Origin of the sequence: Vibrio sp. E14 (assembly GCF_020515785.1) — a bacterium.
Taxonomy (GTDB): Bacteria; Pseudomonadota; Gammaproteobacteria; order Enterobacterales; family Vibrionaceae; genus Vibrio; species Vibrio diabolicus.
The window spans coordinates 1,070,020-1,092,995 of sequence record NZ_JAHPJI010000001.1 but is presented as its reverse complement, the minus strand read 5'-3'; the positions used below and the strand labels follow the sequence as shown (position 1 = coordinate 1,092,995).

Here is a 22,976-nt window from a genome sequence, read left to right as displayed (position 1 = left end):
GGCTTGTGAAGAAAGTTTCGCGAAAGGTGAGGCTAATATTATGATTTATAATGATAAATATGCTCAAAAGTGGAAAGATTGATTTAACGACAAGATAAACAGTGCGACGAATCTAGTGTGTCGAACATTGTTAGTGGTGTAAATTTCATCATTTAGTCGGTGCGATTCGCATCTCGAAAGATGGCTGGTTCGCTAAAAAATTATCTTTCTGTCATAAATATTTAATGTTTGTATGGGTTGTTAAAAAACTCGATATTAGACATAGTGTTATTAAGCCAATAAAAAATGGCTTTTATAATAAACAGGAGATTAACTATGCATAATGAAATGATTCAACCTTCACACTTCGGTATTATTGGCCGCACTTGTATCGCTTCAGTACTTATGATTGCGGGCGTTTTTGCTCTTATCTAAGAGTCAATGGTAACGATGGTTACCCGCTTAAAAGTAAGAAAATTCAGGGAATCACCTTAATCTCGTATAAGGTATTCCCCTGAAAATCCAACCTAATAACTACTTTTTAGCTGAAGAAGCTAAAAACCAATGCACTTACCGCTACAATGCCCGCAGTTAAAACAAAGTAAGTTGAGCCATTCCCACGATATTGTTTCAATGCATCGATTTTGTATACCGCTAACATTGGCATAATAAATAAGATCATCGCGATAACAGGCCCTGACAACGCTTCCATCATACCAAGAATGCTTGGGTTCATGATCGCTGCTGCCCAGATTGAAAAGAAAAGTACTGCAACGCTGATACGATCAACTCGCTTTTCAGACAGTTTAGAGTGTTTAGTAATTAAACCATTTAAGCTTTCGCGTGCACCTAAAAAGTGCCCAAGAAAAGAGGAAGTGATAGCAACAAAAGCCACCAAAGGACCAAGCGTTGCGATAAATGGGTTGTCTGTTGCATTGGCTAAATAAGACAGCACCGACACGTTTTGTTCTTTAGCTTGAGCCAATTGCTCTGGTGACAGCGCTAATACACACGAAAAGACAAAAATAAGCACAAACGCAATTAACATGATGCTAGTGCGTCGAAGAATTACTTCGGATTTCGCATCCGCTTGATCACCATAATGGCGACGTTGCACATTTGCAAAGCTTGAAATCGCAGCAGCGTGACTAAACGAGAAAATAACCACAGGAACCGCTAACCACATAGTGCTAGCAAAAGCAGACGCTTCTGGGACGTCCATGATTGGCATGGTCCAGTTTGGTATCAAGTAAAATGAAAGAAAGGCAAGAATAGCCACTAATGGGTAAACCATAATGGCAAAAGCCCGTAGCATGACTTTTTCGCCCGCCATCATAATGGCAATTAATGCAAACACTAGTACACCTGAAAGCAGAGGGCGAGGCAAAGAAGCCATATCAGCTTGGTTAACCATAAAACTGTCTACGGTATTGGTAATACCGACACCGTAAATTAACAGGATCGGGAAGATCGAAAGAAAATACAGCAGTGAAATAGAGCGACCCGCTTTTGCGCCAAAGTGCTCTTCCACTACATCAGTAAAGTCTGCATTTTTGATCTTGGAAGACAGTACAAAGCGAGCTAAACCACGGTGGGCAAGATAAGTCATTGGGAAAGCAAGCACAGCCATTGCGACTAACGGCCAAAACCCGCCAATACCCAGGTTGATCGGCAGAAATAGAATGCCTGCACCAACGGCTGTTCCAAACAGACTAAGGACCCAATGTGTATCGTGTTTTGACCAAGATGTTGTTGTGTTTAATTCACTGGAATTTAACGCATTTCGAGATTCTTTCACTTAAAACTCGCTTTTATAAAAATAATAATGCGGAGAATGGTATAGGTTTTGGTGTTTGTTATCACATCGGAAGTGTGGTGAATCATGCTGAATATAAGGGGTGGTTGTAACTTATCAAACTATGAATTTTTTTAAAAACTAGAGTTTTAATCTAAAATTCAAGTAATAAATTGGTGTTATATTTCAAATTTTTACTAATGGGTGGTTTTTGATTTTGTGGTTAAAACTTAATCATGGATGTATATGCTAAAGAAGCTTGCTCTTACTTAATGTGCCATGGTGCATATTGGAGAGTTAGCAAGTGGCAGGTCTATGAGTCCTGCATTTAGATGAGCTTTAGGTATATACTGCCGCCACAAATGTTAAAGGAGGAATCATTGAATGGACATTCTGTCTGCACATAAAGACGACTTATTGGCTGTATATACGCTTGAAAATACTTTATTTGGAGAACATGCCTATCCTCAATTTTTCTTTCGACAAGCTTTTGATTGTTGGGGGGAAAGCTTACTAGTGGCGAAAGAGGGGGAGCAAGTCGCAGGGTATATTTTGCTGACGACAAGCACAAATGCGCAGCAATATTGGATCATGTCACTGGCTGTCGATACTCAACATCGTGGTAAGGGTATTGCGCGTTCTCTGATTGAAAGTACCATCGCGCCGTTGAAGTTGGGTTCAAGTGTGAAGTTGACGGTCGATCCGAATAATCAGCCTGCATTGTCTTTGTACCTCTCCCTTGGCTTCAAAGTATTAAAAGAAGAAGCGCATTATTTCGGCGACGAAGAGTCTAGATTGGTCATGGAATTGGTAAAGTAACCCTGCACGATAATGAACGAAACTTGCACTCAATCAGTGCGCGGTATTACTTTGCAATAGTTGTTTACATTCTAACGTTTTGTAAATTAAAGATTTTCAATCTTGGCATCTCGTTTGCTTTGAGATAAATGTTCATCGTTAACTCGATGCGCCGCTCTCTATAGCAGGCGAGAGCGGGATAGGGTATTACTTTTGAAAATGTACTAACAGCGTTAAAGGCATTGCTGCCTCTCTCGATTCGGGAGAGGCTTTTTTTTTGCCTGTAATTTAGGATTAGTCGCGCAGGAGGCGTTATGTCACAAGGGTGTAGAAAGACAACTTGTCCGTATTGCGGAGTAGGCTGCGGAATTGAAATCAGCAATAACAAGATTATTGGAGATGCGCTTCATCCGGCCAATTCCGGTTCACTGTGTGTAAAGGGTGTCGCATTAGCAGAAAGCTTACAAATGCCTTCAAGATTGCTCTACCCTAAGCTAAGGGAAAAAGAAGTGTCATGGCAGTCGGTCACAGACTTAATTGCACAAGAGATCCATCAAGCAAAAGCGGAGTTTGGACCAGATTCTGTCGCGATGTATGTTTCTGGTCAGTTGTTGACGGAAGACTATTACATCGCCAACAAACTCATGAAAGGCTATGTTGGCAGCGCAAACATCGATACTAACTCCCGTTTGTGTATGTCTTCGGCGGTTGCGGCTCATGTACGAGCATTTGGTGAAGATGTCGTTCCCGTCAATTACGATGACATTGATAAGACTGAGCTATTGATAATTTGCGGCGCGAATACCGCTTGGACGCACCCTGTTTTATTTCGACGCATTCAACAAGCGAGAGAGAACAATCCTAATCTCAAGTTGGTGGTTATTGACCCGCGTGAAACGGTCACCGCGCAGCAAGCTGATTTGCATCTACCGATTAAGAACGATGGAGATGTATCACTGTTTAATGGGCTGCTTAAGTTTCTTATTGAGCAGCAATGCATTGATTCTCAATACATAAACTCCTATACCGACGGATTTAATGCACTTACAGAAGAAGTTTCTGATTTGCGTTACGATGTCACTAATTTGACGTCTTCCATTGGCATTTCAGAAGAAAAACTCATGACATTCTTCCAATGGTTTGCGCAAAGCCCAACCGCAATCACGTTGTTTTGCCAAGGGGTTAATCAAGCCGAAAATGGTGTTGATAAAGGCAATGCCATTATTAATGCACATTTGGCGTCAGGTAAAATTGCCAAGACAGGTTGTGGGCCGTTTTCTATTACAGGTCAGCCGAATGCGATGGGTGGGCGAGAAGTCGGTGGTTTGGCAAACCAACTAGCGGTTCATCGCGCTTTTGACGCAGATTCTATCAAGCAAGTCCAAGCGTTTTGGGATTCACCAGAAATTGCCACTCAGCCCGGTTTAAAAGCCGTTGAACTGTTTGAGGCGGTAGAACGTGGTGAGATTAAAGTTCTGTGGATCATGGCAACCAATCCCGTGGTTTCTTTGCCTGATAATCAGATGGTTAAGCGCGCGTTAGAGGCTTGTCCTTTTGTGATTGTGTCTGATATTACCGCGGAGTCGGACGTTGCTAAATATGCAGATGTTTTATTGCCAGCGGCTGGTTGGGGTGAAAAGCAAGGCATGGTGACTAACTCTGAACGTAGAATGTCTCGTCAACGTCAGTTTCAAATACCACCTGGTGAAGTAAAACCAGATTGGTGGGCGATAAGCCAAGTCGGACAAGCTCTGTGTACATTGGAAAAAACACAAAATGGCTTTGCGTTTACTTCTGAGCGGGCGGTATTCAGGGAATATGCGGCGATGACAGGTATGAATGCAGATTCGCCATTGAAGCTCGACCTGTCTCAACACGCAAACTTAACCGAGCAAGAATACGAAGAGTGGGTACCGACTCAATGGGGAGGAGGGCGCCCTTTTGCTGATGGAATCTATTCACACCCAGATGGAAAAGCGCGTTTTGTCGTCACCAGCGAATTACCTCAACGCTTAGAGAGAACAAAAGGCTGGTGGCTCAATACGGGCAGGCAACGTGACCAATGGCATACCATGACGCGTACAGGGCATATCGCACACCTAGCCGCCTCTGAGTTAGAGCCAACCGTGTACATGAATACACTCTCCGCCACTCAAAATCGCTTAAAAGCAGGACAACTCACCAAGCTATTTCAGCCTACTTCAAACACCGGTATTTATGCCAAAGTTGCCATTGATGAAGGTTTAGGTTTTCAGGATCTGTTTATGTCAATGCACTGGGCGGGCCGATATGGCGGTGAAAGCAGTGTTAACGCGATAATAAACAGCGCAAAAGACCCTATTTCTGGGCAACCTGCGTTTAAGTCGTCTTATGTTGAAGTGCAAGACGCAGCGGTAAAAACCTACGGTATGTTCATCGGGACACAGTTTGATTCCGGCAAGTTTCTCTACAGCGCATTTCAAGCAGAAAGTAATTTGGGCATCTGGCGCTTCGCACACGATAAACGACCAAAAAAGCAGAGTTTTTGTCGAACGGAAAAGAGCCGCAGGATCACGATTGATATTGCCCAAGGTTGGCTAGCAGTGGATTACGATCTTGTTGGAGATGTTCGTATCATTCGTTCTGTTTTGGTGGTGTCTAGTGAACCGATTCAAACCGACTACACCAACTTTACCGGCTTGATTGGTAAGCCGATGGAGCTATCGCAATTGCTTACCATCACTCAATCGCAAAGCAGTGCCAAACTGGTTTGTAGTTGTTTCCGCGTCACCGATAAACAAATACATGATGCTATGGAGAAACAAGACTGCACTTCACTGAACCAACTTCAAAACAAACTCAAATGCGGTACCAACTGTGGCTCGTGCGCTTCTCAAATCAAACAAATGGTCGACAGCCATCAGCATCAAAAGGGCAAACAGCAAGCGAGCCAGCAAAGTCTGGCGATGCAAATAAAGTAAATCATAAAGAGGATAAGCACATGGAAGCGCCTTATCAAAAGTCTTGGTTTAAGAAAGGGCAAGCGAGTCAGAATCAAGAACGCTCGTCTCGCTTTTCTAAGCATGACCAAGCAAGCAAACTGAATCAACTTCTAGAAAATCACTCCGCAGATCTAGATGCGAACCACAAAGGTTTTGTCTCGATTGTCGGAGCAGGACCGCACGATCCAGACTTGTTAACCGTGAAGGCAGTGAAAGCGATTATGTCGGCAGAGGTACTGTTGTACGACCGTCTGGTTAACAAAGGTATTTTGGAGTTGACTTCGCCACAAGCCGATTGGATTTACGTGGGCAAACGATGTGGACAACCTAGTATTGATCAGGAAGAAATCTGTAATTTGATGGTGTCGCTCGCTCAGCAAGGAAAGCGAGTTGTGCGCTTAAAAGGGGGAGATCCATTCGTATTTGGCCGTGGAGGCGAAGAGGCATTAGCGCTCGTCAAACACTCAATCGCTTACGAAGTCATACCCGGCATTACCGCTGCGATTGGGTGTTCAGCAAACAGCTTGATTCCGCTGACTCATCGCGGCGTTGCTCGTAGCGTTACCTTTGTGACGGGGCAGGTGGTAACAGGCGCATTTGAGGCTTGGAGCCAACTGATGCAAAGCGGACAAACATTGGTGTTCTACATGGGATTAGAAAAATCGGCAGACATACAAATCGGTTTAGTCGGCGCTGGTTTGAACCAAGATTTCCCTGTTGCGGTCATCACTCATGGTTGCAGCCCTCAGCAACAAGTTCATGTTACCCAACTCAATCAGCTCAATGAGTTATCGATTACACTTAAAGGCGTGAGCCCAGCATTGATTGTGATGGGAGAAGTTGTCAAACTGCGCGAACAACTAATAGAAACCGTACAGTCAGTGACGGAATACGAGGGAATATGAGCAGCATTTTGGAGTGTATCAGAACAGTCGGTCGTGGCGAACGTGGTAGAAAACCACTGAACTTTGACCAAGCGTTTCGAGTTATGGATGAATACCTAAACGGAGAGTGCGATGATGATCAAATGGCAATGCTGCTGATGCTGATCCGCGTACAAAACGAGACTCAACAAGAAATCGCTGGCTTTGTGAAAGCATTCCAATCCCGCATGCCTGCTATTGTTGTAGACATCGACTGTCCATGTTACGCAGGCAAACGTGAAGCGGCAGGTCAGCCTTGGTACCTGTTGGCAGCGAAGATCCTTGCCGACAATGGTCATAAAGTGCTGATGCATGGCTATCACGACTGCCAATCTGGTCGTTTACACGCTGAAGATTACCTCGACAAGTTTGCTATCAAGAAAGCGGAATCAGCAGAACAAGCAAAGCGTGTCTTAGAAACACAAAACATCGTGTATCTGCCGTTGAGTGCGTTTGCTCCTCAAGCAGAAACCATGATCGGTTGGAAGAATCGTTATGGGCTTAGAACGCCGATTAATACCGTGGTTCGAGCTCTGAATCCGGGGCAGGCGACGGTTGGTATTCGTGGTAGCTTCCATCCTGGGTTCCAACAACTTCATGCTGAAGTCGAACACGAGATTGGTCAAACCGCTCATGCCGTTGTGTCATTCAAAGGACAATCGGGTGAGTCTGAATACAACCCGAAAGTAAGCCAAACGGTATGGTTAAGCCAAACAAGCGGTGTGACATCGCATTACTGGACGGAGCAAATGCTGTCTGAGGTTCCAATGCCTGCGAACTGTCCGTTTGGGACGTCAGAAGACGACATGAACCAAATGGCAAATACGGTTCTCGCTACGATGACAGTGGTCTTGTTTGCACAAATGCACGACAGGGAACAGGCCTTTGAACGTGCGTTTACTTATTGGGAAAACTATTGTTGTGGCAGTTAATCCTGTGACGAGCTAACCGCGAAACGTTGTTGGATCGGAATCCTTTATCTATTGTTTGTGTAAGCTTGTCAGTGATGTATTTATCACTTGAAGTGTCTCACAGCTGGTTGGGGCAAACATCAGTGAGGCCTGATGAGTTTACTTTTCGATAAGAAATGAGGACAAGGATAATGGTTCTAAAGCACTCAAATTCTAACAACAAGGCGTCACATCCCATTCCACAAGAAGCTTTCGATTGGTATGACGAATACGCACATGGCAAAATCTCTCGTCGAGAGTTTCTCAACCGTCTTGGTGGCCTCGCTGTTTTAGGTTTTAGTATGACGGCCCTGGTTGATGCTCTGACTCCAAATTATGCACTCGCAGAGCAAGTTTCCTTTAATGATCCTGAGATCAAAGCAACCTATGAAACCTTTGCCTCGCCCAATGGACATGGGGAAGGTAGCGGCTATTTGGTTGTGCCACAAAAGAAGACCTTAAAATCGCCGACAGTGTTGGTGATTCATGAAAATCGAGGTCTAAACCCATACATCAAAGATGTCGCCAGGCGACTCGCGAAAGATGGCTTTATTGCTTTTGCTCCTGACGCACTTTATCCACTCGGTGGCTATCCGGGGAACGACGATGAAGGTCGCGCCATGCAGAAAGAGATGGACAGAGCCAAGATCGAACAAGATTTTATTGCTGCTGCTAATTTCATTAAACACTACGAGGGTGGGAACGGTAAATTGGGCGCAGTTGGGTTCTGCTTCGGTGGATACATCGTCAATATGCTTGCAGCGGTAATGCCAGAAGAGCTGGATGCAGGTGTGCCTTTCTACGGAACACCAGCGGCGCAAGAGATTCAAAAGCAGATCAAAGGGCCGTTGATGATTCACTTCGCAGGGCTCGATAAGCGTGTTAACGACACATGGCCTGCCTATGAGCAGCAATTAATCGCGAACGATGCGCAATATCAGGCGTTAATGTATGAAAACGTCAATCATGGCTTCCACAACGACTCAACGGCACGCTACGCACCAGAAGAAGCGGCGCTCGCGTGGGAACGCACACTAGGCTTCTTTAAAGAACATCTCGCCTCTAGTTAAAACGCTTCAACTTTAATTGGCACAGTCCTTGTTATGTCTCTCTTAGTGAGTGAGATATAAACAAGGAATGTGCATGACTCAATCAACGTCAAAAACACCCATCATAGTATGCTGTGATAGCCTCCAAGAGCAGGCTCGATTATCCGGCTTATTGAGCAAAGATTACGACAACATCATCGGCTGCCAATTGGCACAACTAGAAACGTTAATGCAACGAGAACCGTCAGCAAGCGTTGTGGTTGGATGGCAGCAACCAACCGCAGAGCTGCGTCTAATTGTCGATTTCTGCCGCAGAAAATCGGCACCACTCCTTATCGTCTTAAAGCAATTATCATCCAATGATATCAATCGTTTATCAGAAAAAATGGACTATGTGCTCATGCCGAACGATAGCGAGTTTGCACTTCAACCTTGGATTGAACATGCGACATTAGTGAGAGCGAAATTCGAAAGTATGCAATCGGAAATTGAATTGCTGACCCATAAGATCGAAGAGCGCAAGCTGGTGGAAAAAGCCAAAGGTCTGCTGATGAAGATGCACTGCGTTGATGAAGATCAGGCTTATAAAGCGCTTAGAAATTCAGCCATGCAATCGAGCCAAACGCTCGCACAAGTTGCCAAGAATTTGATAACAACTTTGGAAGTGTTGGATTAGTTGCTCTACCACTTTGGGGTTGGGGTGAATTTTCTAACGTGGTGCGTGTTGCACTATCAGCAAGCAATAGCAGGGAATAAGAAACGGTAGAATAAACTAATTCATTGTATTTACTGTGAAAAATAAGTTGGCACAGTAATTGGATTACTAGGTATGGGTTTATTGTTGAATCGCTTATCTCAATTATCAACGGCGGTAATTGTAGACTTAGCAACGGCGCTACTGCTCTTCGGAGTAGTGGCGCTTTTTTTATGGGAGCAAACCAATGAAATGGAGTTCGATGCTGAAAGTGTCAGCAATTTCGTTATCGGTATTCACCACGGTCAGCGTAAAGGCAGAGTTGGGTGAGCCAGAAATTGAAGACCTGAAGTTTGGTTTTATTAAGTTAACCGATATGGCACCGCTGGCGGTTGCTTATGAGAAAGGCTTTTTTGAAGACGAAGGCTTGTACGTCACTTTAGAAGCGCAAGCAAACTGGAAGGTGCTTTTAGACCGAGTCATCGATGGTGAGCTTGCTGGCGCGCACATGCTTGCTGGTCAGCCATTGGGCGCAACGATTGGTGTCGGCACAAAAGCAGAAGTGATTACCGCGTTCAGTATGGATTTGAACGGCAACGCAATCACGGTTTCCAATGATACTTGGGAACAGATGAAGCAGTACATTCCAAAACAACCAGATGGCAAACCTGTTCACCCAATCAAAGCGGATGCCTTAAAACCAGTTGTGGACAGCTATCTGGATAAAGGCAAACCGTTCAACATGGGCATGGTGTTCCCTGTATCGACGCACAACTATGAGTTGCGATACTGGTTAGCGGCAGGTGGGATTCATCCAGGATTTTATGCCCCAGAATCAGGCGATAACAGTGGCCAGTTGGATGCTGACGTTCTATTGAGTGTTACACCGCCACCACAAATGCCAGCCACAATGGAAGCGGGCACGATTAAAGGGTACTGCGTAGGCGAACCATGGAACCAACAAGCCGTATTCAAAGGCATTGGTACACCAGTCGTGACCGATTATGAGATCTGGAAGAACAACCCAGAGAAAGTGTTTGGTGTTTCTAAAGCTTGGGCTGAGAAGTATCCAAACACGCACATTCGCGTAGTGAAAGCCTTGATTCGAGCGGCACATTGGTTGGATGAAAACGACAATGCCAACCGCCAAGAAGCAGTGAAGATGCTATCAAAAAGCGAGTATGTGGGAGCCGATGCCGAAGTTATCGCCAACTCAATGACCGGCACGTTTGAATACGAGAAAGGCGATAAACGAGACGTACCAGACTTCAACGTGTTCTTCCGTCATAACGCCACGTATCCGTATTACAGCGATGCGATTTGGTATCTGACCCAAATGCGTCGTTGGGGACAAATCTCTAGCGAAAAATCCGATGATTGGTACATGGATGTGGCAAAAGAGGTGTACCGTCCAGATATCTACCAACAAGCAGCTCAAGCGCTAATTGAAGATGGTGTGTTGAGCAAAAAAGACTTCCCAGATTTCAGTGCTGAAGATGGTTTTCGTGCGCCACAAACACACTTTATCGACAACATCGTTTATGACGGTCGCGAGCCAAATAAATATCTAGAGAAGTTCTCTATCGGGCTTAAAGGAAAAGACAAAGTTTAGGGTTAGCAGTCCTACAAAAAATACAGCGGGCAGGTGAGTCTGCCCGCAATAACAAGGATGTAAATTTCTTAGGAGTGAGTATGTCTAGTAATGTCATTTCCCTGTTTCCTGCTAAGCAGGTAGTGAACCGAAGTCGGCTGGTGCTTTTGCCCGTCATTGGCTTGCTGATCTTTTTGGCAATGTGGCACTTAGCGGCGAGAGAAGTGCAAACCTCATTAGGTACGCTGCCGGGACCAGTGCAAACTTTTCAGCAGTTTAGCAACCTTGTCGATGACCATTGGCAAGAGAGAGAAAAAGAACAAGCGTTTATCGAACGTCAGGAAAAACGTAATGCTGCGAAGTTAGCCAAGAATCCGGACGCTGAAGTGAAGATTCGTCCTTACACAGGTAAGCCGACGTTCTTCGATCAAATCATAACAAGCTTAGTGACTGTGACTGCGGGCTTTTTTCTGGCGACGGTCATTGCGATTCCGCTTGGTATCGTGCTTGGTCTCAATCAAGGGCTGTATCAAGCGTTCAACCCAATCATTCAATTGCTCAAGCCTGTATCACCTTTGGCTTGGCTGCCTATCGTTACCATGGTGGTGAGTGCCACTTATGTGAGTGACGATCCGATGTTTGCTAAGTCGTTCATTAACTCTCTGATCACAGTGGCGCTGTGTAGCTTGTGGCCGACGCTGATTAATACAGCTGTGGGTGTGACGAGCGTTGATAAAGACTTAATCAACGTGAGTAAAGTGCTTCAACTTTCGTGGTGGCAGCACATTCGTACCATCGTTTTACCTTCTGCCATTCCAATGATTTTCACCGGCTTACGTCTCTCTTTGGGTATCGCTTGGATGGTGTTGATTGCGGCAGAAATGCTCGCGCAGAACCCTGGGTTAGGCAAGTTCGTTTGGGATGAGTTTCAAAACGGCAGTTCAGCATCATTGGGTCGCATCATGGTGGCAGTCATCACCATTGGTTTTATTGGTCTGATGCTCGATAGAGGCATGCTGCAACTTCAAAAGTGGTTGTCTTGGAATAAACAACAAGCGTTGAGATAAGGGAAACGATCATGGAAAAAGCATTATTAGATCTAACGCGATTAGGGATGCGATTCCCAACGCCAGATGGTGAGTTCATCGCGCTTAAGAACGTCGATTTGCAAATCAATAAAGGCGAGTTTGTATCGCTGATTGGTCACTCTGGTTGCGGTAAATCAACGGTATTGAACTTAGTCGCAGGGCTACACATGCCAACAGACGGTGGCGTGATCGTCGATGGACGAGAAGTAGCTGGACCGGGACCAGACCGCGCAGTGGTGTTCCAAAACCATTCATTATTGCCTTGGCTCACCGTGTATCAAAACGTTGAGCTCGCAGTAAAACAAATTGCCGGCAAAAAGGGCAAAGCGTGGATTCAGGAACAAGTGAATCACTACTTGGAGTTGATTCAAATGCAGCATGCCGCGCACAAAAAGCCGGATGAAATATCGGGCGGTATGAAACAGCGAGTCGGCATCGCCAGAGCACTGGCACTTCAACCAAAGGTTTTGCTGATGGATGAACCATTTGGCGCGTTGGATGCGTTAACACGTGCGCACTTACAGGATGCATTGATGAAGATCCAAGCCGAGCTAAACAACACCGTCATCATGATTACCCATGACGTGGATGAAGCGGTGTTGCTATCCGACAAAATCGTGATGATGACTAACGGACCGGCAGCAACCATTGGAGAAGTGTTAGAAGTGAATCTACCGCGCCCTCGTGAGCGTGTGGCACTGGCGGATGATGTGCAGTATCAGAAGTGTCGACAAGCGGTGCTGAAGTTCCTTTACGAGAAGCAATCCAAAGTCGAGATTCCTGCTTCGAAAGAAGACAAGCCCAAAACCGCAGCGCAAACGGCATAAGGAGGCAGCGATGAACAGTCCTTTAACGATTCCAGTAAAGAACGCATTGAGCCACATCGTTGTGGTAGGCAACGGTATGGTCGGACAACACCTCGTCGAGCAATTAGTGCAGAAAAACGCGCATTTGGAGCACCGAATTACCGTTATTGGTGCGGAGCGTTTTATCGCGTATGACCGTGTACAACTCTCTTCTTTATTTGCGGGTAAGTCCCATGATGATTTGATGCTGAGTAACCAAGAATGGTACGACATGCATGGCATCCAACTAGTACTTGGCAGCCAAGTAACAGGCATCGACAGAGAGCAAAAGCGTATTCTGCTTGATGGTGAAGATGTGCTGGGTTACGACCAACTTGTGCTCGCGACCGGTTCCTACCCATTTGTGCCGCCAATTGAAGGTAAAGACCGCGACAACGTGTTTGTCTACCGTACGCTTGATGATCTTTCACAAATCAAAAAAGCATGTGAAGGCGCAAAAACAGGCGCAGTAATTGGCGGTGGCTTATTGGGTTTAGAGGCGGCAAATGCACTCAAACTATTGGGGCTAGAAACTCACGTTATTGAATTTGCGCCTCGTCTGATGCCCGTACAGTTAGATGATGGTGCTGGCTTAGTGCTGAAAGAGAAGATTGAAGCGCTAGGGCTAACAGTACACACCTCAACGGGTACGGAACGAATCTGCGATGGTGAAACGGCTAAGCATCGTATGGTGTTTAAAGACAAAGATCCTCTCGAAGTTGATGTGATAGTCTTCTCCGCAGGCATTCGCCCTCAAGATGAGTTGGCAAGGCTGGCTGAGCTAGAAGTAGGTGAGCGAGGTGGCATTGTGATTAACAACCAATGCCAAACCAGCGATGAGAATATTTATGCGATTGGCGAATGTGCTCTTTGGGAGCAGAAGATCTTTGGTTTAGTCGCCCCCGGTTACACCATGGCGAGAACCACTGCCGATGTCTTGACTGGTATGCCGAGCGAAGGCTTTAAAGGTGCAGACATGAGCACCAAACTTAAGCTGCTTGGGGTGGATGTGGCGTCTATCGGCGATGCACAAATGCAAACCGAAGGCGCACAGGAAATGTTCTTGCAAGATGCGGTTGCAGGCATCTACAAAAAGCTGGTGGTTGATGCGAGCGGCACCCAATTGCTTGGTGTGATTCTCGTCGGTGACAACAGCGACTACGACGCGCTCTTACAGTGTTATTTGAACAAAACGGTCCTGCCAGACCACGCGGCGAACCTGCTGTTTGATACCGGAATGCTGGACGGAGAGATGCCAGACAGCGCTATCATCTGTTCTTGTCACAACGTCACAAAAGGCGACTTAGTTGCCGAGATTCAAGCTGGCACTAGTAATCTGACGGACCTTAAAGCCAACACCAAAGCCGGTACTGGCTGTGGTGGCTGTAGCAATATGGTCAAATCGGTATTGGATACTCAATTGGCAGCCATGGGGATAGAGGTTAACAACCACCTTTGTGAGCACTTTGAGCTTAGTCGCCAAGAGATGTTCCATATTTGCCAAGTGGAACAAATCAAAGACTTCGACACCTTAATCGCACTGCATGGCAAAGGGCATGGGTGTGATATCTGTAAGCCGACAGCAGCATCTGTATTTGCTTCTTTGTGGAATGAACACATCATGGAGCGACAGCATCAATCTCTGCAAGATTCCAACGATGCCTTTATGGCGAACCTGCAAAAAGATGGCTCTTACTCGATTGTACCTCGTGTTCCGGGCGGCGAAATCACACCAGACAAACTCATCGTGCTAGGCGAAGTTGCTCAGCAATACGATCTGTACACCAAGATCACTGGCGGTCAGCGGGTGGATTTATTTGGCGCGCAGTTAGAACAGCTTCCTGAAATCTGGCAAACCTTAATCGATGCCGGTTTTGAAACAGGGCACGCCTACGGTAAATCGGTGCGCACCGTGAAATCGTGCGTGGGTTCTACTTGGTGTCGTTATGGTGTTGATGATTCAGTTGGATTAGCCATTGAGTTAGAGAACCGCTACAAAGGATTGCGAGCGCCCCATAAGCTTAAGTTTGCCGTATCGGGCTGTACTCGCGAGTGTGCAGAAGCGCAAAGTAAAGACATTGGGGTGATCGCCACCGAAAACGGCTGGAATCTATACGTTTGCGGTAATGGCGGCATGAGACCAAGACACGCGGATTTGTTTGCATCCGACCTATCCAAATCAGAGTTGATCACCATGATTGACCGAGTTTTGATGTTCTACGTCAGCACCGCTGATCGCTTGCAGCGCACGTCGTTGTGGATGGAGAACATGGAAGGGGGCCTAGATTACCTTAAACAAGTGATTTTGGATGACTCTCTGAATTTATGTGATTCTTTGGATGAACAAATGGCGCGAGTCGTAGATACCTATCAATGTGAGTGGAAGAGTACGCTGGATAATCCTCAAAAACTGCAACGCTTCCGTCCTTTCTTGAACAGCACGTCGGGCAGTAAAGTCTTGCCGTACCAACGTGTGCGCGGTCAGCGTATTCCCGTGAAACAGGAGGTGTAAATGGCAGCTTTAACCAAAGTTAAATTGTGTCAGCTTGATGACTTAATGCCGTTTATCGGTGCTACTGTATTGATTGAAGGCGAGCACGTTGCGTTATTCTACATTCCAGATAGCGGTGTTTACGCCGTTCAAGATTGGGACCCAATAGGTAAGGTTTATGTGATGAGTCGAGGGATTGTCGGTGATATCGATGGTGAGATGTGTGTTGCATCACCACTGTATAAACAGCACTTCAGTTTAAAGAGTGGGCAATGTTTGGAAGACGATGTGCACTGTCTAAAAACGTGGCAAGTAACAGTCGACGATAATCAGGTTTGTTACTTAGCCGAGGAATGATCCTCGAAATTAGCTTGCTCGATATGAATAAGTTATTGGCGTAAGAGACAAGCGAATAAAGCTCCAGAGACAGTACAGTATGGCTCTGGAGCTTTTTACTATTTGGAAGGATTCACTTGTAGTTCGGTATAGCCAGTCGAGTCGTCCATCGCTCTAGTGAACTCAAGTTCTGAGTAAGAATGGATGATCAATTCTGCGGTGGTATCAATAACCGTGCCTTCCATTAAATGCCCGCCCCAGACTCGTCCTTCACGATCAGACACCGAGATATGAACGTGTTGATGTTCAGGCGTTAGGGTTCCCATCACAGAGACGATTTCAAATGGCTCTTGCTTGGTTAACGTACTCTCTGCACTTGCCAAACGAAGGTTGAGGTCAGAGACACAGCCAACGCATGAAGCAATCGAGCCAGCTTTGATACAGTGCTGCTCGACTAATTTCGCTAGGCTCAGCTTTAAGTCCATGCCTTTGGTAAGACGTACTGCTATCACTTCAATCGACATATTACTTCCTAATCAAAACCAGCAAGCAGGAAAGCGCCGTATCCAAATCGGCATAACGTTTGGCTTTGCCCAGTACGCGCATACCTTGCATGTTGTTGAGAACAAAACGAGCGAGCTCTTCTGGCTTAAGCGTTTTGGGCACTAAGGTTTCTTTCTGCGCATTAGTCAGCGCATCCGCAATGATGTCGATAAGATGGTCAAATAAGAAATGCCCTTTGCGCAGTACGTCATCGTCTTCGCCAGCGTGCTCAATCAACGCATTTTGAATAAAACACCCACAGTTGCGTTTGCGTTGCAGCTCAGCAAAAGATTTGAGGAACGATTCCAACTCGGGTAAAGACGCGTCGTCTTTTTCCAAATCATTCAGTGACGGTAGCGAAACCTTTTTCAAGTAAGTATCAAGCGCTTCGTAGTAGAGCTGTTGCTTGTCACCATAGGTGTTGTAAAGACTGAAGCGGTTGATGTTCAACTCGTCGGTGAGATCCGAGATTGACGTGTTCGCAAAGCCCTTGCGCCAAAAAACGTCCATAGCGACTAATAGTTTTTCTTCTCGATCGAAGTTGGCTTTTCTTGCCATATGCGTACCTACCTGAGCGGTTTTTCTCAAACCACTCCTAAACTTATTGAACAACTTTTGGGAAATGAAGTTCTTGACTGATCGTTTATAAACTGGCTACAGTATATCCTAACCAATCGGTTAGAAAAAGAAAAAGGATATAAAATGAAGCTCTACGAAACCGCGATAACTCCAAGTTGTAAGCGAGTTAGCATTTTTTTAAAGGAAATTGGTGGCGATGTTGAACGCATCGCTTTAAATGTGCGTGACGGCGAAAATCTAGCGGAAGATTTCAAGCAAAAAAGCGTGAATGGAAAAGTGCCATTGCTTGAGCTTGAAGATGGCACGACGATTTGTGAGAGCGTCGCAATTTGTCGTTATCTGGATGAAGCGTTTGAAAATAATTTAGCTCTGTTTGGGGCAAACCAACTTGAGCGCGCGCAAGTGGAAATGTGGCATCGCGTGGTGGAGTTTCAAGGTCTATATGCCGCTTTTCAAGCATTTAGAAACATCACAGCTATCTATGAAGATAGAGAGCGTTGTGTTAAAGAGTGGGGCGAAGAGTCCAAGCAGCGCGTGCAAGAGTTTTTACCGTTGTTAGATAAGCGACTTGGTGAAAGCGAGTTCATTGCCGCTGACCATTTTACTATCGTCGATATTACAGGCTTTATTTTGATTGGTTTTGCAATTAAAGGCCTAGAAATCGATGTGCTTACTACTGCACCAAACATTGCGCGTTGGTATGAGCAAGTTTCAGCTCGGCCTGCATTTCTAGGTTGATGTACCAGCAGCGAGTAGATCATTGCTCGCTGCTATTGCCTTTCGAATTCACAAGGATATTCAAATTCTTCAGCTTTTTTCTTATTTTGTCTCCTATCGCCTATAATTGGAAAAACAACCTCAATGGGCTTCAATGCGTTTTAGAGCCTAGCGCTCTTAGTCTGTAGACGTTCTTTTCATAGTGGGAAGTCTATTAATAGACAAGGAGAGGTCATGCGTATTCAAGTTAAAACTATCAATAATGTTCTTATTGCTCTTTTAATGGTTTCGGTCTTTGGTCTCGTCGCGCTGTACCTCAATAACACACAGCAGAATGAACAGATTGAAAAACTGCAAAGTCAGTTAATAGAGAAAGAGCATCAGATATTAATCTCCAATGAGGCGCTGTCTTACACTCGATATCAACACCAGTTATTAGCTGAAGATTATAGTCGTTTTAGAAATGAGCAATCAGTGACTAGTGTTCTGCGTTAGCGTGCCCGACTACCGTCTTAAGGAGGCGAATGAAATCCATTCTTTTGGTCGATGACAGTAAAACAGTACTACTTTATATCAGTAGTGCATTAGAAAAGCAGGGCTATGAAGTTATTGCTGTTGAAGACGGACAATCCGCACTTGAAGTGCTGACTTATCGCAAAGATATTCAGTTTGTACTTAGTGACTTAATGATGCCTGGCATTAATGGTATTGAGCTGTGTCGGCAATTAAAATCGCAAGTTAGCGAACGTTACATTTTCTTTGTTTTATTGTCCTCTAGAAATGACCAAAGCTCGATCGTGAAAGGCATCGATGCTGGCGCAGATGACTTTGTGGATAAGAAAACGTCTGTCGAAGAACTTCAAGCGAGAATTCGAGCAGGTTTTCGCACTCTGCAGCTGCACAACAAACTCGTTGATAGAAATAAAGAGTTAGATGCAGCCTATCGAATGATCCATCAAGATTTACAGTCTGCTAGTCACCTGATGGAGCAACTACTCCCAGCGGAGTCGTCTATCAAGAACATGCAATTTAGTTACGCCTACAAACCGTGCTCCCAGATTGGTGGTGACATGTTGGGGTATTTTGAGCTTGATGAACAACATGTCGCATTTTATGTTTTCGATGTTTCAGGTCATGGTGTTTCGTCTGCTTTGATGGCTTTTTCTATCCAACAGACGTTATCTCAAAATCTGGGACCTGATTCGATAACCATGGAGCTAAGAGATGGCGACTACTGTATCAGTGAACCAGCAGCCGTTATTGATCGGCTAAACCGACGGTATCAGCAAACTAGAAACAGTCAGCTTTATTTCACTATGGTTTATGCCATTCTTAATACAGAATCAGGACAACTTCGCTATTGTACTGCTGGTCATCCTAAATTCCTTGTTTGGCGAGCGAGCACCGAAACTACAGAGCTGGCGGGTGAAGACAACTTTATGATTGGCGCTTTGCAGCCGATGGAGTACGTTGGTAATCAAATTATTCTGAGTGAGGGGGATGTAGTATGGCTTTATTCGGATGGTTTGATAGAAGCGAGGCGAGGCGAGGCGATGTTTTCAGTACAAAGGTTGGCATCAAGTATAAAAGCTGTTTGTACTTCGCAATTAGAAGCAGAAGTGCAGGCTAGATGTGTCTTTGAACAAGTACAATCTTGGCAGAACAAAGATGAGTTTGATGATGATGCGAGTCTTTTACAAGTAAGGTGGCGTGGCTGATAGCCTAGGGATAAAGGAAAAGAATGTTCCAGAGCGAGTTTAAACGAACTTACGGTGGATCCCTTACTCACTCTCGAAGTGCGAGCAAAGAGGTTGCTAAGTTTTTAATGGATAATCAAGTATCGTTAAGTACGGCTCAGTCGTTGGAGCTTTGTGTTGTTGAGCTTATGAACAATGCTTACATCCATTCTTACAGTGAAATTGAAGGCAAGCCGATAGACGTGGAGTGTAGGATTAGATGTGACCCAATGTCAGATTTCATTGAACTTAGGGTTTCTGACTACGGAGCGTCAATCAATGAAATGACATTCAACCAACATAAAAATAAACAGATTGAGGCTCCTAACTTAATGGATGATGATAGTTGGTCTGCTTCAGGTCGTGGACTGATGTTAGTCGCTCAATTATCTGACCAGTTCAAGTTAGAAAAAGAGATTGGAAAAAACACGTTTGTTTTAGTGAAGAGGAACGGAGAAAAACTAACAACCAAGCAAGATCTATTCACCCCACCTGGTCCCTAGCGTTAATCTGACGGTTACGTTGTATATCATTGTTATTTTGTATTTGTGGTTGGTGCAGGCGACAACAATGCTTCCAACTCTTCTGGTGTCAGTATATCACTGATGTTTAGCATATTGCTCTCATCATCTAACGCCATCTTTGTACGACTAAGCAAGTACCTCTTTTGAGTTGGCGTTAAGTCTTTGAGAGACTCAATCAGCTCCTTGAAATTGCTATTGTTCATTGCCATATTTCCCCCAGTTAAGCCTTAATTTGTTTTATTGCATATTCTTCAAGTAAGCAAAGATTTGTTGATTAATTGCAGCTAGCTCTTTAGTAACTATAGCTATATCTGAGCTATCTGGCTCGTTATCGTTTCTTGTTTCTGCTTCTATTTTTGTGAAAACAATGACAGCGGTTTCTTCACCAAAGCTCTCTAGAATGCCCTTTAGACTGTGAGCCAATAAGTAGAGTTCCGGCCAACATTTGTTTGCGTACAACTCATTGATACGCTGTATGTCATTGGCGTGGTCTTCTAAGTATGTGGAAAAAACTGTGACGATAAGATCTACGTCGTTCTCCATGTATTTATTGAGAACATCAAAATTGATCATGTTTACCTCTGATTAACCGCGAGGTAGAAAAATGTATCGGATAGGAACGTTGAAGTGGGGGGAGTTGAGCGCTGAACAGTGTGCTTATCACTTGAGCTAGACTCATAAAAACAAAGTTATTGTTCGGTACACTTTGACTTATATACAAGTGTCTATGATCTAGTCTTTTGTGCAAAGCATTTTGCACTCGTGTCGTGGCAACACAAGTTACGTGATAGTGGGTTCCAAGTAAAATGCTGGGTTGGGAACAGTCTTGTCTACCTAGTTTAAAGCAATCATCAAACAAGTAAGCCAAGCGCTCGCCAACTTTGACTATTCCTTCAGTCAAGGTTAACTCTCCTAGTCGAGTACAAATACAAGCTAGCAACCTAGTTGCATAATGGCAAGTGGCTTGACGCAAAAAAGGGGCCTTGCGCCCCTTTTGTACAATTAGCTTTGCTTGGAGTCCTGTTCTACCTGCCTCATTAACTCGTTCGCTTTCTTCATTGCGCGCCTTGCGCTTGTGGTCCTTCTCTTATTGAGCAGTATGTCGGAGAAGCGCAGGTATTTATCTGCAGTTTTGAATCTCAAATCGTTAATATCTTGAAAACCGATAGGAAAGTTCTTCGAAAACTGATCAACATCTTTCACTAAGTTATCGAGGTGAGTTGTTGTTCTTGCCTTTTCTAGGCGGTAATAGAAGTTTTCAAATTCCTCTTGGAACAAAATTCGAGCAGCCTCGTCCGGAAATGGTAGAGGATCGTTAGAGTCTAGCGCGGTCTCATACAGTTTCATCTCGAGGACTGCATCTTTCATCGCGTTGCTTATTTTTAAGTTGTTTTGATGCTCTTCAACGTTTGAGAAGAAAGTATTCCCAACCTTAATTAGCGCAACAAGTGCTGCAGCATCTTTATTTTTGAGTGCTTCAGTTAGGTGTTTACCAAAAACATCGCTAGATAATGAGCTTGGTGTAAATGGGTAATCCTGATGAATTTGATTTAACTCATCTTTCAGTTCATAGATGGACTTACTGTCTTCTTCTTTACTGTATCGAGACTTTTCCAGTTGGCTATTGATTTGTCTGGCTATCGAAAGCAATGTGGAGTGCTTGCTTGATTGAATATCTAACGCCAGAACTTCAATTTTATGTGAGTCAGGGTAGTAGGCTTTTGCTTTGTTTAGTACAGACTCGATTTCATCATAATTTGGATAGTTGTTAGCATCAGAATTCAGAACCTGATCAATTTCAGATTCAAACTCACTTAGAAGGTAGCTCTTGTGCTGACGTAGTAAGCCAGCTTTAATCACCGGGTGTAAGTTTTTCTCACTATTAATCAGTGACAAGCTTTTTTCTGGCGGTGTATCAAGCAACCATTCCTGCCCATTAATCTGATCATTTTGCTTGTTAATAGCTATTTCTAAATCAGAGATGGTTTCTTGTTGTTGTTGATAGCCAAATACGATTCCGGTAACCAATAGTACGCTTGCAGCTACACCGCTAACGATAGGCCAATATCGCATGTTCAACTTTTGTTTTAACTGCTCTGGGGTAAGGTCTTTGGGGATGATGCCAGTTGAAAACACGCGTGCAAAGATAGGCCACTTAGATGCTGGCATATTAGCAGGTTTCGAGACCTTCATTTTCTTTTTGAGAGCTTCATTAACAGGAGTTCTTGAATAAGGATGCTTGCAACTCAATAACTCGTAAGCAATACAAAATAGCGCAAACATATCGTCGCTTAAGTTTGGTTCTTTACCCGACAACAAGTTGAGCGATGCGTAGTTTGGAGTATAACCAAGAGTCTCCACATTTTCGGATTTACGTTTAGCTGCGTATTGATCTTGCTTTAATTGATGAGTTTTAGATACACCAAAGTCGAGTAATTTAACATTACCTTCAGACGTTAAAATGACGTTAGCGGGCTTTAAATCGGCATGCACGACACCAAGTGAATGGGCGTAAGACAGCGCGTCAAGTACCTGATTTAGAATCGATAAAGTTGCATTAAACTTCAGCCCATGCGGCCTAGATCGTTGTATTAAATTCTCTAATGTTTCCCCGTTAATATATTCCATCACTAAGAAATATATTTCGCCATCAACACCAAAATCAAAAACCCTAATAATATTAGGGTGGCTTAATCTTTGTGTTTGCTGAGCTTCACGTATCAACATGCGTGCAGTCTCTGGTTGAGATGCAAACTCTTTTTGTAAAATCTTTAATGCTACGTAAGGGGTTTCTGAACCTGAAGATTCTAATATCTTATCTTTTGCCAAATAAACATCACAAAGTCCGCCATGGCCAAGAACCGACTCGATTTCATATCGATTTTTGACAGTTGTGCCTATTAAATTTTCATTAATAACATCTTTGTCATTATTTGGTTTGTTATTTTTATTGTTTATTTTCTTATTAACTAACGGAGTGTTTTCTTTTTGAGACAGTTTTGTATTTGTTTCATTTTTATTTTGAACGGAGCCTTCATTGCTAGCAACTTTATTTGATTGAATTGCATTGTCTCGTTTTTGAGTCTTTACAATTTTAGTTTTGTCTCCGCTATCATTATTATTTATAGAATTGTTTTTATTGCTGTCTTCCATCACAAGAACTCCGTATAAATGATGGGGGAATATATACCTTTCTGCTCAATGAAAAGTCATTATGTTAGAATTTCGCGGCCAAACTAACATTCGTTTTTTTATTGATGAAAGTCTAAGTGTCAAAAATTTGAACTTGGTTGGATAATTAAAATTGTTGAACAATACGTGATTGCTTTGATAAAAAAATGATTCATTATTCCGTGC

21 protein-coding genes are annotated in these 22,976 nt (G+C 44.2%); 15 read left to right on the top strand and 6 right to left on the bottom strand.

What is annotated here, in order from left to right:
- Positions 1-520: 520 nt before the first annotated feature.
- Positions 521-1,777 (bottom strand): aromatic amino acid transport family protein, encoded by a 1,257-nt coding sequence (locus LIX84_RS04690; RefSeq protein WP_005395639.1) that lies wholly within the window; start codon positions 1,775-1,777, stop codon positions 521-523.
- A 381-nt stretch (positions 1,778-2,158) separates the two neighbouring features.
- Between LIX84_RS04690 and LIX84_RS04685 the strand changes: the two genes are divergently transcribed.
- The 11 genes from LIX84_RS04685 (at position 2,159) to nirD (ending at position 15,541) form a co-directional block, all read left to right on the top strand.
- Complete coding sequence (locus tag LIX84_RS04685) at positions 2,159-2,593, top strand: GNAT family N-acetyltransferase (protein WP_170891792.1); 435 nt, start codon at positions 2,159-2,161, stop codon at positions 2,591-2,593.
- 293 nt (positions 2,594-2,886) lie between these two features.
- Positions 2,887-5,532 carry a nitrate reductase gene (locus tag LIX84_RS04680; protein WP_226420762.1) on the top strand — a complete coding sequence of 882 codons (2,646 nt, stop codon included), beginning with the start codon at positions 2,887-2,889 and terminating at the stop codon, positions 5,530-5,532.
- A gap of 20 nt (positions 5,533-5,552) precedes the next feature.
- A complete protein-coding gene (gene cobA / locus LIX84_RS04675) occupies positions 5,553-6,458 on the top strand; it encodes a uroporphyrinogen-III C-methyltransferase (RefSeq protein WP_226420761.1) in 906 nt (301 codons plus the stop codon).
- Entirely contained in the window at positions 6,455-7,408 is a 954-nt protein-coding gene (locus LIX84_RS04670; RefSeq protein WP_226420760.1) for a glycosyl transferase family protein, read from the top strand. Before cobA ends, LIX84_RS04670 begins: the two co-directional genes overlap by 4 nt.
- Before the next feature lie 170 nt (positions 7,409-7,578).
- Complete coding sequence (locus LIX84_RS04665) at positions 7,579-8,496, top strand: dienelactone hydrolase family protein (protein WP_226420759.1); 918 nt, start codon at positions 7,579-7,581, stop codon at positions 8,494-8,496.
- Positions 8,497-8,569: 73 nt separating this feature from the next.
- Positions 8,570-9,151 carry an ANTAR domain-containing response regulator gene (locus LIX84_RS04660; RefSeq protein WP_226420758.1) on the top strand — a complete coding sequence of 194 codons (582 nt, stop codon included), beginning with the start codon at positions 8,570-8,572 and terminating at the stop codon, positions 9,149-9,151.
- Between the two features lie 265 nt (positions 9,152-9,416).
- Entirely contained in the window at positions 9,417-10,781 is a 1,365-nt protein-coding gene (locus tag LIX84_RS04655) for a CmpA/NrtA family ABC transporter substrate-binding protein (RefSeq protein ID WP_005387573.1), read from the top strand.
- A gap of 80 nt (positions 10,782-10,861) precedes the next feature.
- Positions 10,862-11,827 carry an ABC transporter permease gene (locus LIX84_RS04650; RefSeq protein ID WP_104970776.1) on the top strand — a complete coding sequence of 322 codons (966 nt, stop codon included), beginning with the start codon at positions 10,862-10,864 and terminating at the stop codon, positions 11,825-11,827.
- Between the two features lie 11 nt (positions 11,828-11,838).
- A complete protein-coding gene (locus tag LIX84_RS04645) occupies positions 11,839-12,675 on the top strand; it encodes an ABC transporter ATP-binding protein (protein WP_005395652.1) in 837 nt (278 codons plus the stop codon).
- Between the two features lie 10 nt (positions 12,676-12,685).
- Positions 12,686-15,205, top strand: coding sequence for a nitrite reductase large subunit NirB (gene nirB, locus LIX84_RS04640; RefSeq protein WP_226420757.1), 2,520 nt, complete (start codon positions 12,686-12,688; stop codon positions 15,203-15,205).
- Positions 15,206-15,541: a nitrite reductase small subunit NirD gene (gene nirD / locus LIX84_RS04635; protein WP_226420756.1), complete on the top strand. Its 336-nt coding sequence runs from the start codon at positions 15,206-15,208 to the stop codon at positions 15,539-15,541.
- Positions 15,542-15,639: 98 nt separating this feature from the next.
- Here nirD and LIX84_RS04630 read toward each other — a convergent pair whose 3' ends face one another.
- Entirely contained in the window at positions 15,640-16,044 is a 405-nt protein-coding gene (locus LIX84_RS04630) for a PPC domain-containing DNA-binding protein (RefSeq protein ID WP_226420755.1), read from the bottom strand.
- A gap of 1 nt (position 16,045) precedes the next feature.
- Complete coding sequence (locus tag LIX84_RS04625) at positions 16,046-16,621, bottom strand: TetR/AcrR family transcriptional regulator (protein WP_005395660.1); 576 nt, start codon at positions 16,619-16,621, stop codon at positions 16,046-16,048.
- A gap of 144 nt (positions 16,622-16,765) precedes the next feature.
- On the opposite strand from LIX84_RS04625, the gene LIX84_RS04620 reads away from it, so the two are divergent.
- The 4 genes from LIX84_RS04620 (at position 16,766) to LIX84_RS04605 (ending at position 19,598) form a co-directional block, all read left to right on the top strand.
- A complete protein-coding gene (locus LIX84_RS04620; RefSeq protein WP_225461144.1) occupies positions 16,766-17,380 on the top strand; it encodes a glutathione S-transferase in 615 nt (204 codons plus the stop codon).
- A 213-nt stretch (positions 17,381-17,593) separates the two neighbouring features.
- Positions 17,594-17,854 carry a hypothetical protein gene (locus LIX84_RS04615; protein ID WP_005395662.1) on the top strand — a complete coding sequence of 87 codons (261 nt, stop codon included), beginning with the start codon at positions 17,594-17,596 and terminating at the stop codon, positions 17,852-17,854.
- 29 nt (positions 17,855-17,883) lie between these two features.
- Positions 17,884-19,077, top strand: coding sequence for a PP2C family protein-serine/threonine phosphatase (locus LIX84_RS04610; protein ID WP_226420754.1), 1,194 nt, complete (start codon positions 17,884-17,886; stop codon positions 19,075-19,077).
- Positions 19,078-19,100: 23 nt separating this feature from the next.
- Entirely contained in the window at positions 19,101-19,598 is a 498-nt protein-coding gene (locus LIX84_RS04605; RefSeq protein WP_226420753.1) for an ATP-binding protein, read from the top strand.
- 32 nt (positions 19,599-19,630) lie between these two features.
- On the opposite strand, the gene LIX84_RS04600 is transcribed toward LIX84_RS04605, so the two are convergent.
- From LIX84_RS04600 to LIX84_RS04590, 3 genes are all read right to left on the bottom strand, one after another.
- Positions 19,631-19,822: a hypothetical protein gene (locus LIX84_RS04600; RefSeq protein WP_012842175.1), complete on the bottom strand. Its 192-nt coding sequence runs from the start codon at positions 19,820-19,822 to the stop codon at positions 19,631-19,633.
- A gap of 34 nt (positions 19,823-19,856) precedes the next feature.
- On the bottom strand, positions 19,857-20,192 hold the full coding sequence (locus LIX84_RS04595) for an Hpt domain-containing protein (RefSeq protein WP_005395669.1): 336 nt from the start codon (positions 20,190-20,192) through the stop codon (positions 19,857-19,859).
- A gap of 429 nt (positions 20,193-20,621) precedes the next feature.
- A complete protein-coding gene (locus LIX84_RS04590; protein ID WP_226420752.1) occupies positions 20,622-22,772 on the bottom strand; it encodes a serine/threonine-protein kinase in 2,151 nt (716 codons plus the stop codon).
- Positions 22,773-22,976 lie beyond the last annotated feature (204 nt).

What these genes read in the sequence shown, in the direction of transcription:
- LIX84_RS04685 (WP_170891792.1), top strand. Translation starts at nt 2,159, where the DNA reads ATGGACATTCTGTCTGCACATAAAGACGACTTATTGGCTGTATATACG.
- LIX84_RS04680 (WP_226420762.1), top strand. Translation starts at nt 2,887, where the DNA reads ATGTCACAAGGGTGTAGAAAGACAACTTGTCCGTATTGCGGAGTAGGC.
- cobA (WP_226420761.1), top strand. Translation starts at nt 5,553, where the DNA reads ATGGAAGCGCCTTATCAAAAGTCTTGGTTTAAGAAAGGGCAAGCGAGT.
- LIX84_RS04670 (WP_226420760.1), top strand. Translation starts at nt 6,455, where the DNA reads ATGAGCAGCATTTTGGAGTGTATCAGAACAGTCGGTCGTGGCGAACGT.
- LIX84_RS04665 (WP_226420759.1), top strand. Translation starts at nt 7,579, where the DNA reads ATGGTTCTAAAGCACTCAAATTCTAACAACAAGGCGTCACATCCCATT.
- LIX84_RS04660 (WP_226420758.1), top strand. Translation starts at nt 8,570, where the DNA reads ATGACTCAATCAACGTCAAAAACACCCATCATAGTATGCTGTGATAGC.
- LIX84_RS04655 (WP_005387573.1), top strand. Translation starts at nt 9,417, where the DNA reads ATGAAATGGAGTTCGATGCTGAAAGTGTCAGCAATTTCGTTATCGGTA.
- LIX84_RS04650 (WP_104970776.1), top strand. Translation starts at nt 10,862, where the DNA reads ATGTCTAGTAATGTCATTTCCCTGTTTCCTGCTAAGCAGGTAGTGAAC.
- LIX84_RS04645 (WP_005395652.1), top strand. Translation starts at nt 11,839, where the DNA reads ATGGAAAAAGCATTATTAGATCTAACGCGATTAGGGATGCGATTCCCA.
- nirB (WP_226420757.1), top strand. Translation starts at nt 12,686, where the DNA reads ATGAACAGTCCTTTAACGATTCCAGTAAAGAACGCATTGAGCCACATC.
- nirD (WP_226420756.1), top strand. Translation starts at nt 15,206, where the DNA reads ATGGCAGCTTTAACCAAAGTTAAATTGTGTCAGCTTGATGACTTAATG.
- LIX84_RS04630 (WP_226420755.1), bottom strand. Translation starts at nt 16,044, where the DNA reads ATGTCGATTGAAGTGATAGCAGTACGTCTTACCAAAGGCATGGACTTA.
- LIX84_RS04625 (WP_005395660.1), bottom strand. Translation starts at nt 16,621, where the DNA reads ATGGCAAGAAAAGCCAACTTCGATCGAGAAGAAAAACTATTAGTCGCT.
- LIX84_RS04620 (WP_225461144.1), top strand. Translation starts at nt 16,766, where the DNA reads ATGAAGCTCTACGAAACCGCGATAACTCCAAGTTGTAAGCGAGTTAGC.
- LIX84_RS04615 (WP_005395662.1), top strand. Translation starts at nt 17,594, where the DNA reads ATGCGTATTCAAGTTAAAACTATCAATAATGTTCTTATTGCTCTTTTA.
- LIX84_RS04610 (WP_226420754.1), top strand. Translation starts at nt 17,884, where the DNA reads ATGAAATCCATTCTTTTGGTCGATGACAGTAAAACAGTACTACTTTAT.
- LIX84_RS04605 (WP_226420753.1), top strand. Translation starts at nt 19,101, where the DNA reads ATGTTCCAGAGCGAGTTTAAACGAACTTACGGTGGATCCCTTACTCAC.
- LIX84_RS04600 (WP_012842175.1), bottom strand. Translation starts at nt 19,822, where the DNA reads ATGAACAATAGCAATTTCAAGGAGCTGATTGAGTCTCTCAAAGACTTA.
- LIX84_RS04595 (WP_005395669.1), bottom strand. Translation starts at nt 20,192, where the DNA reads ATGATCAATTTTGATGTTCTCAATAAATACATGGAGAACGACGTAGAT.
- LIX84_RS04590 (WP_226420752.1), bottom strand. Translation starts at nt 22,772, where the DNA reads ATGGAAGACAGCAATAAAAACAATTCTATAAATAATAATGATAGCGGA.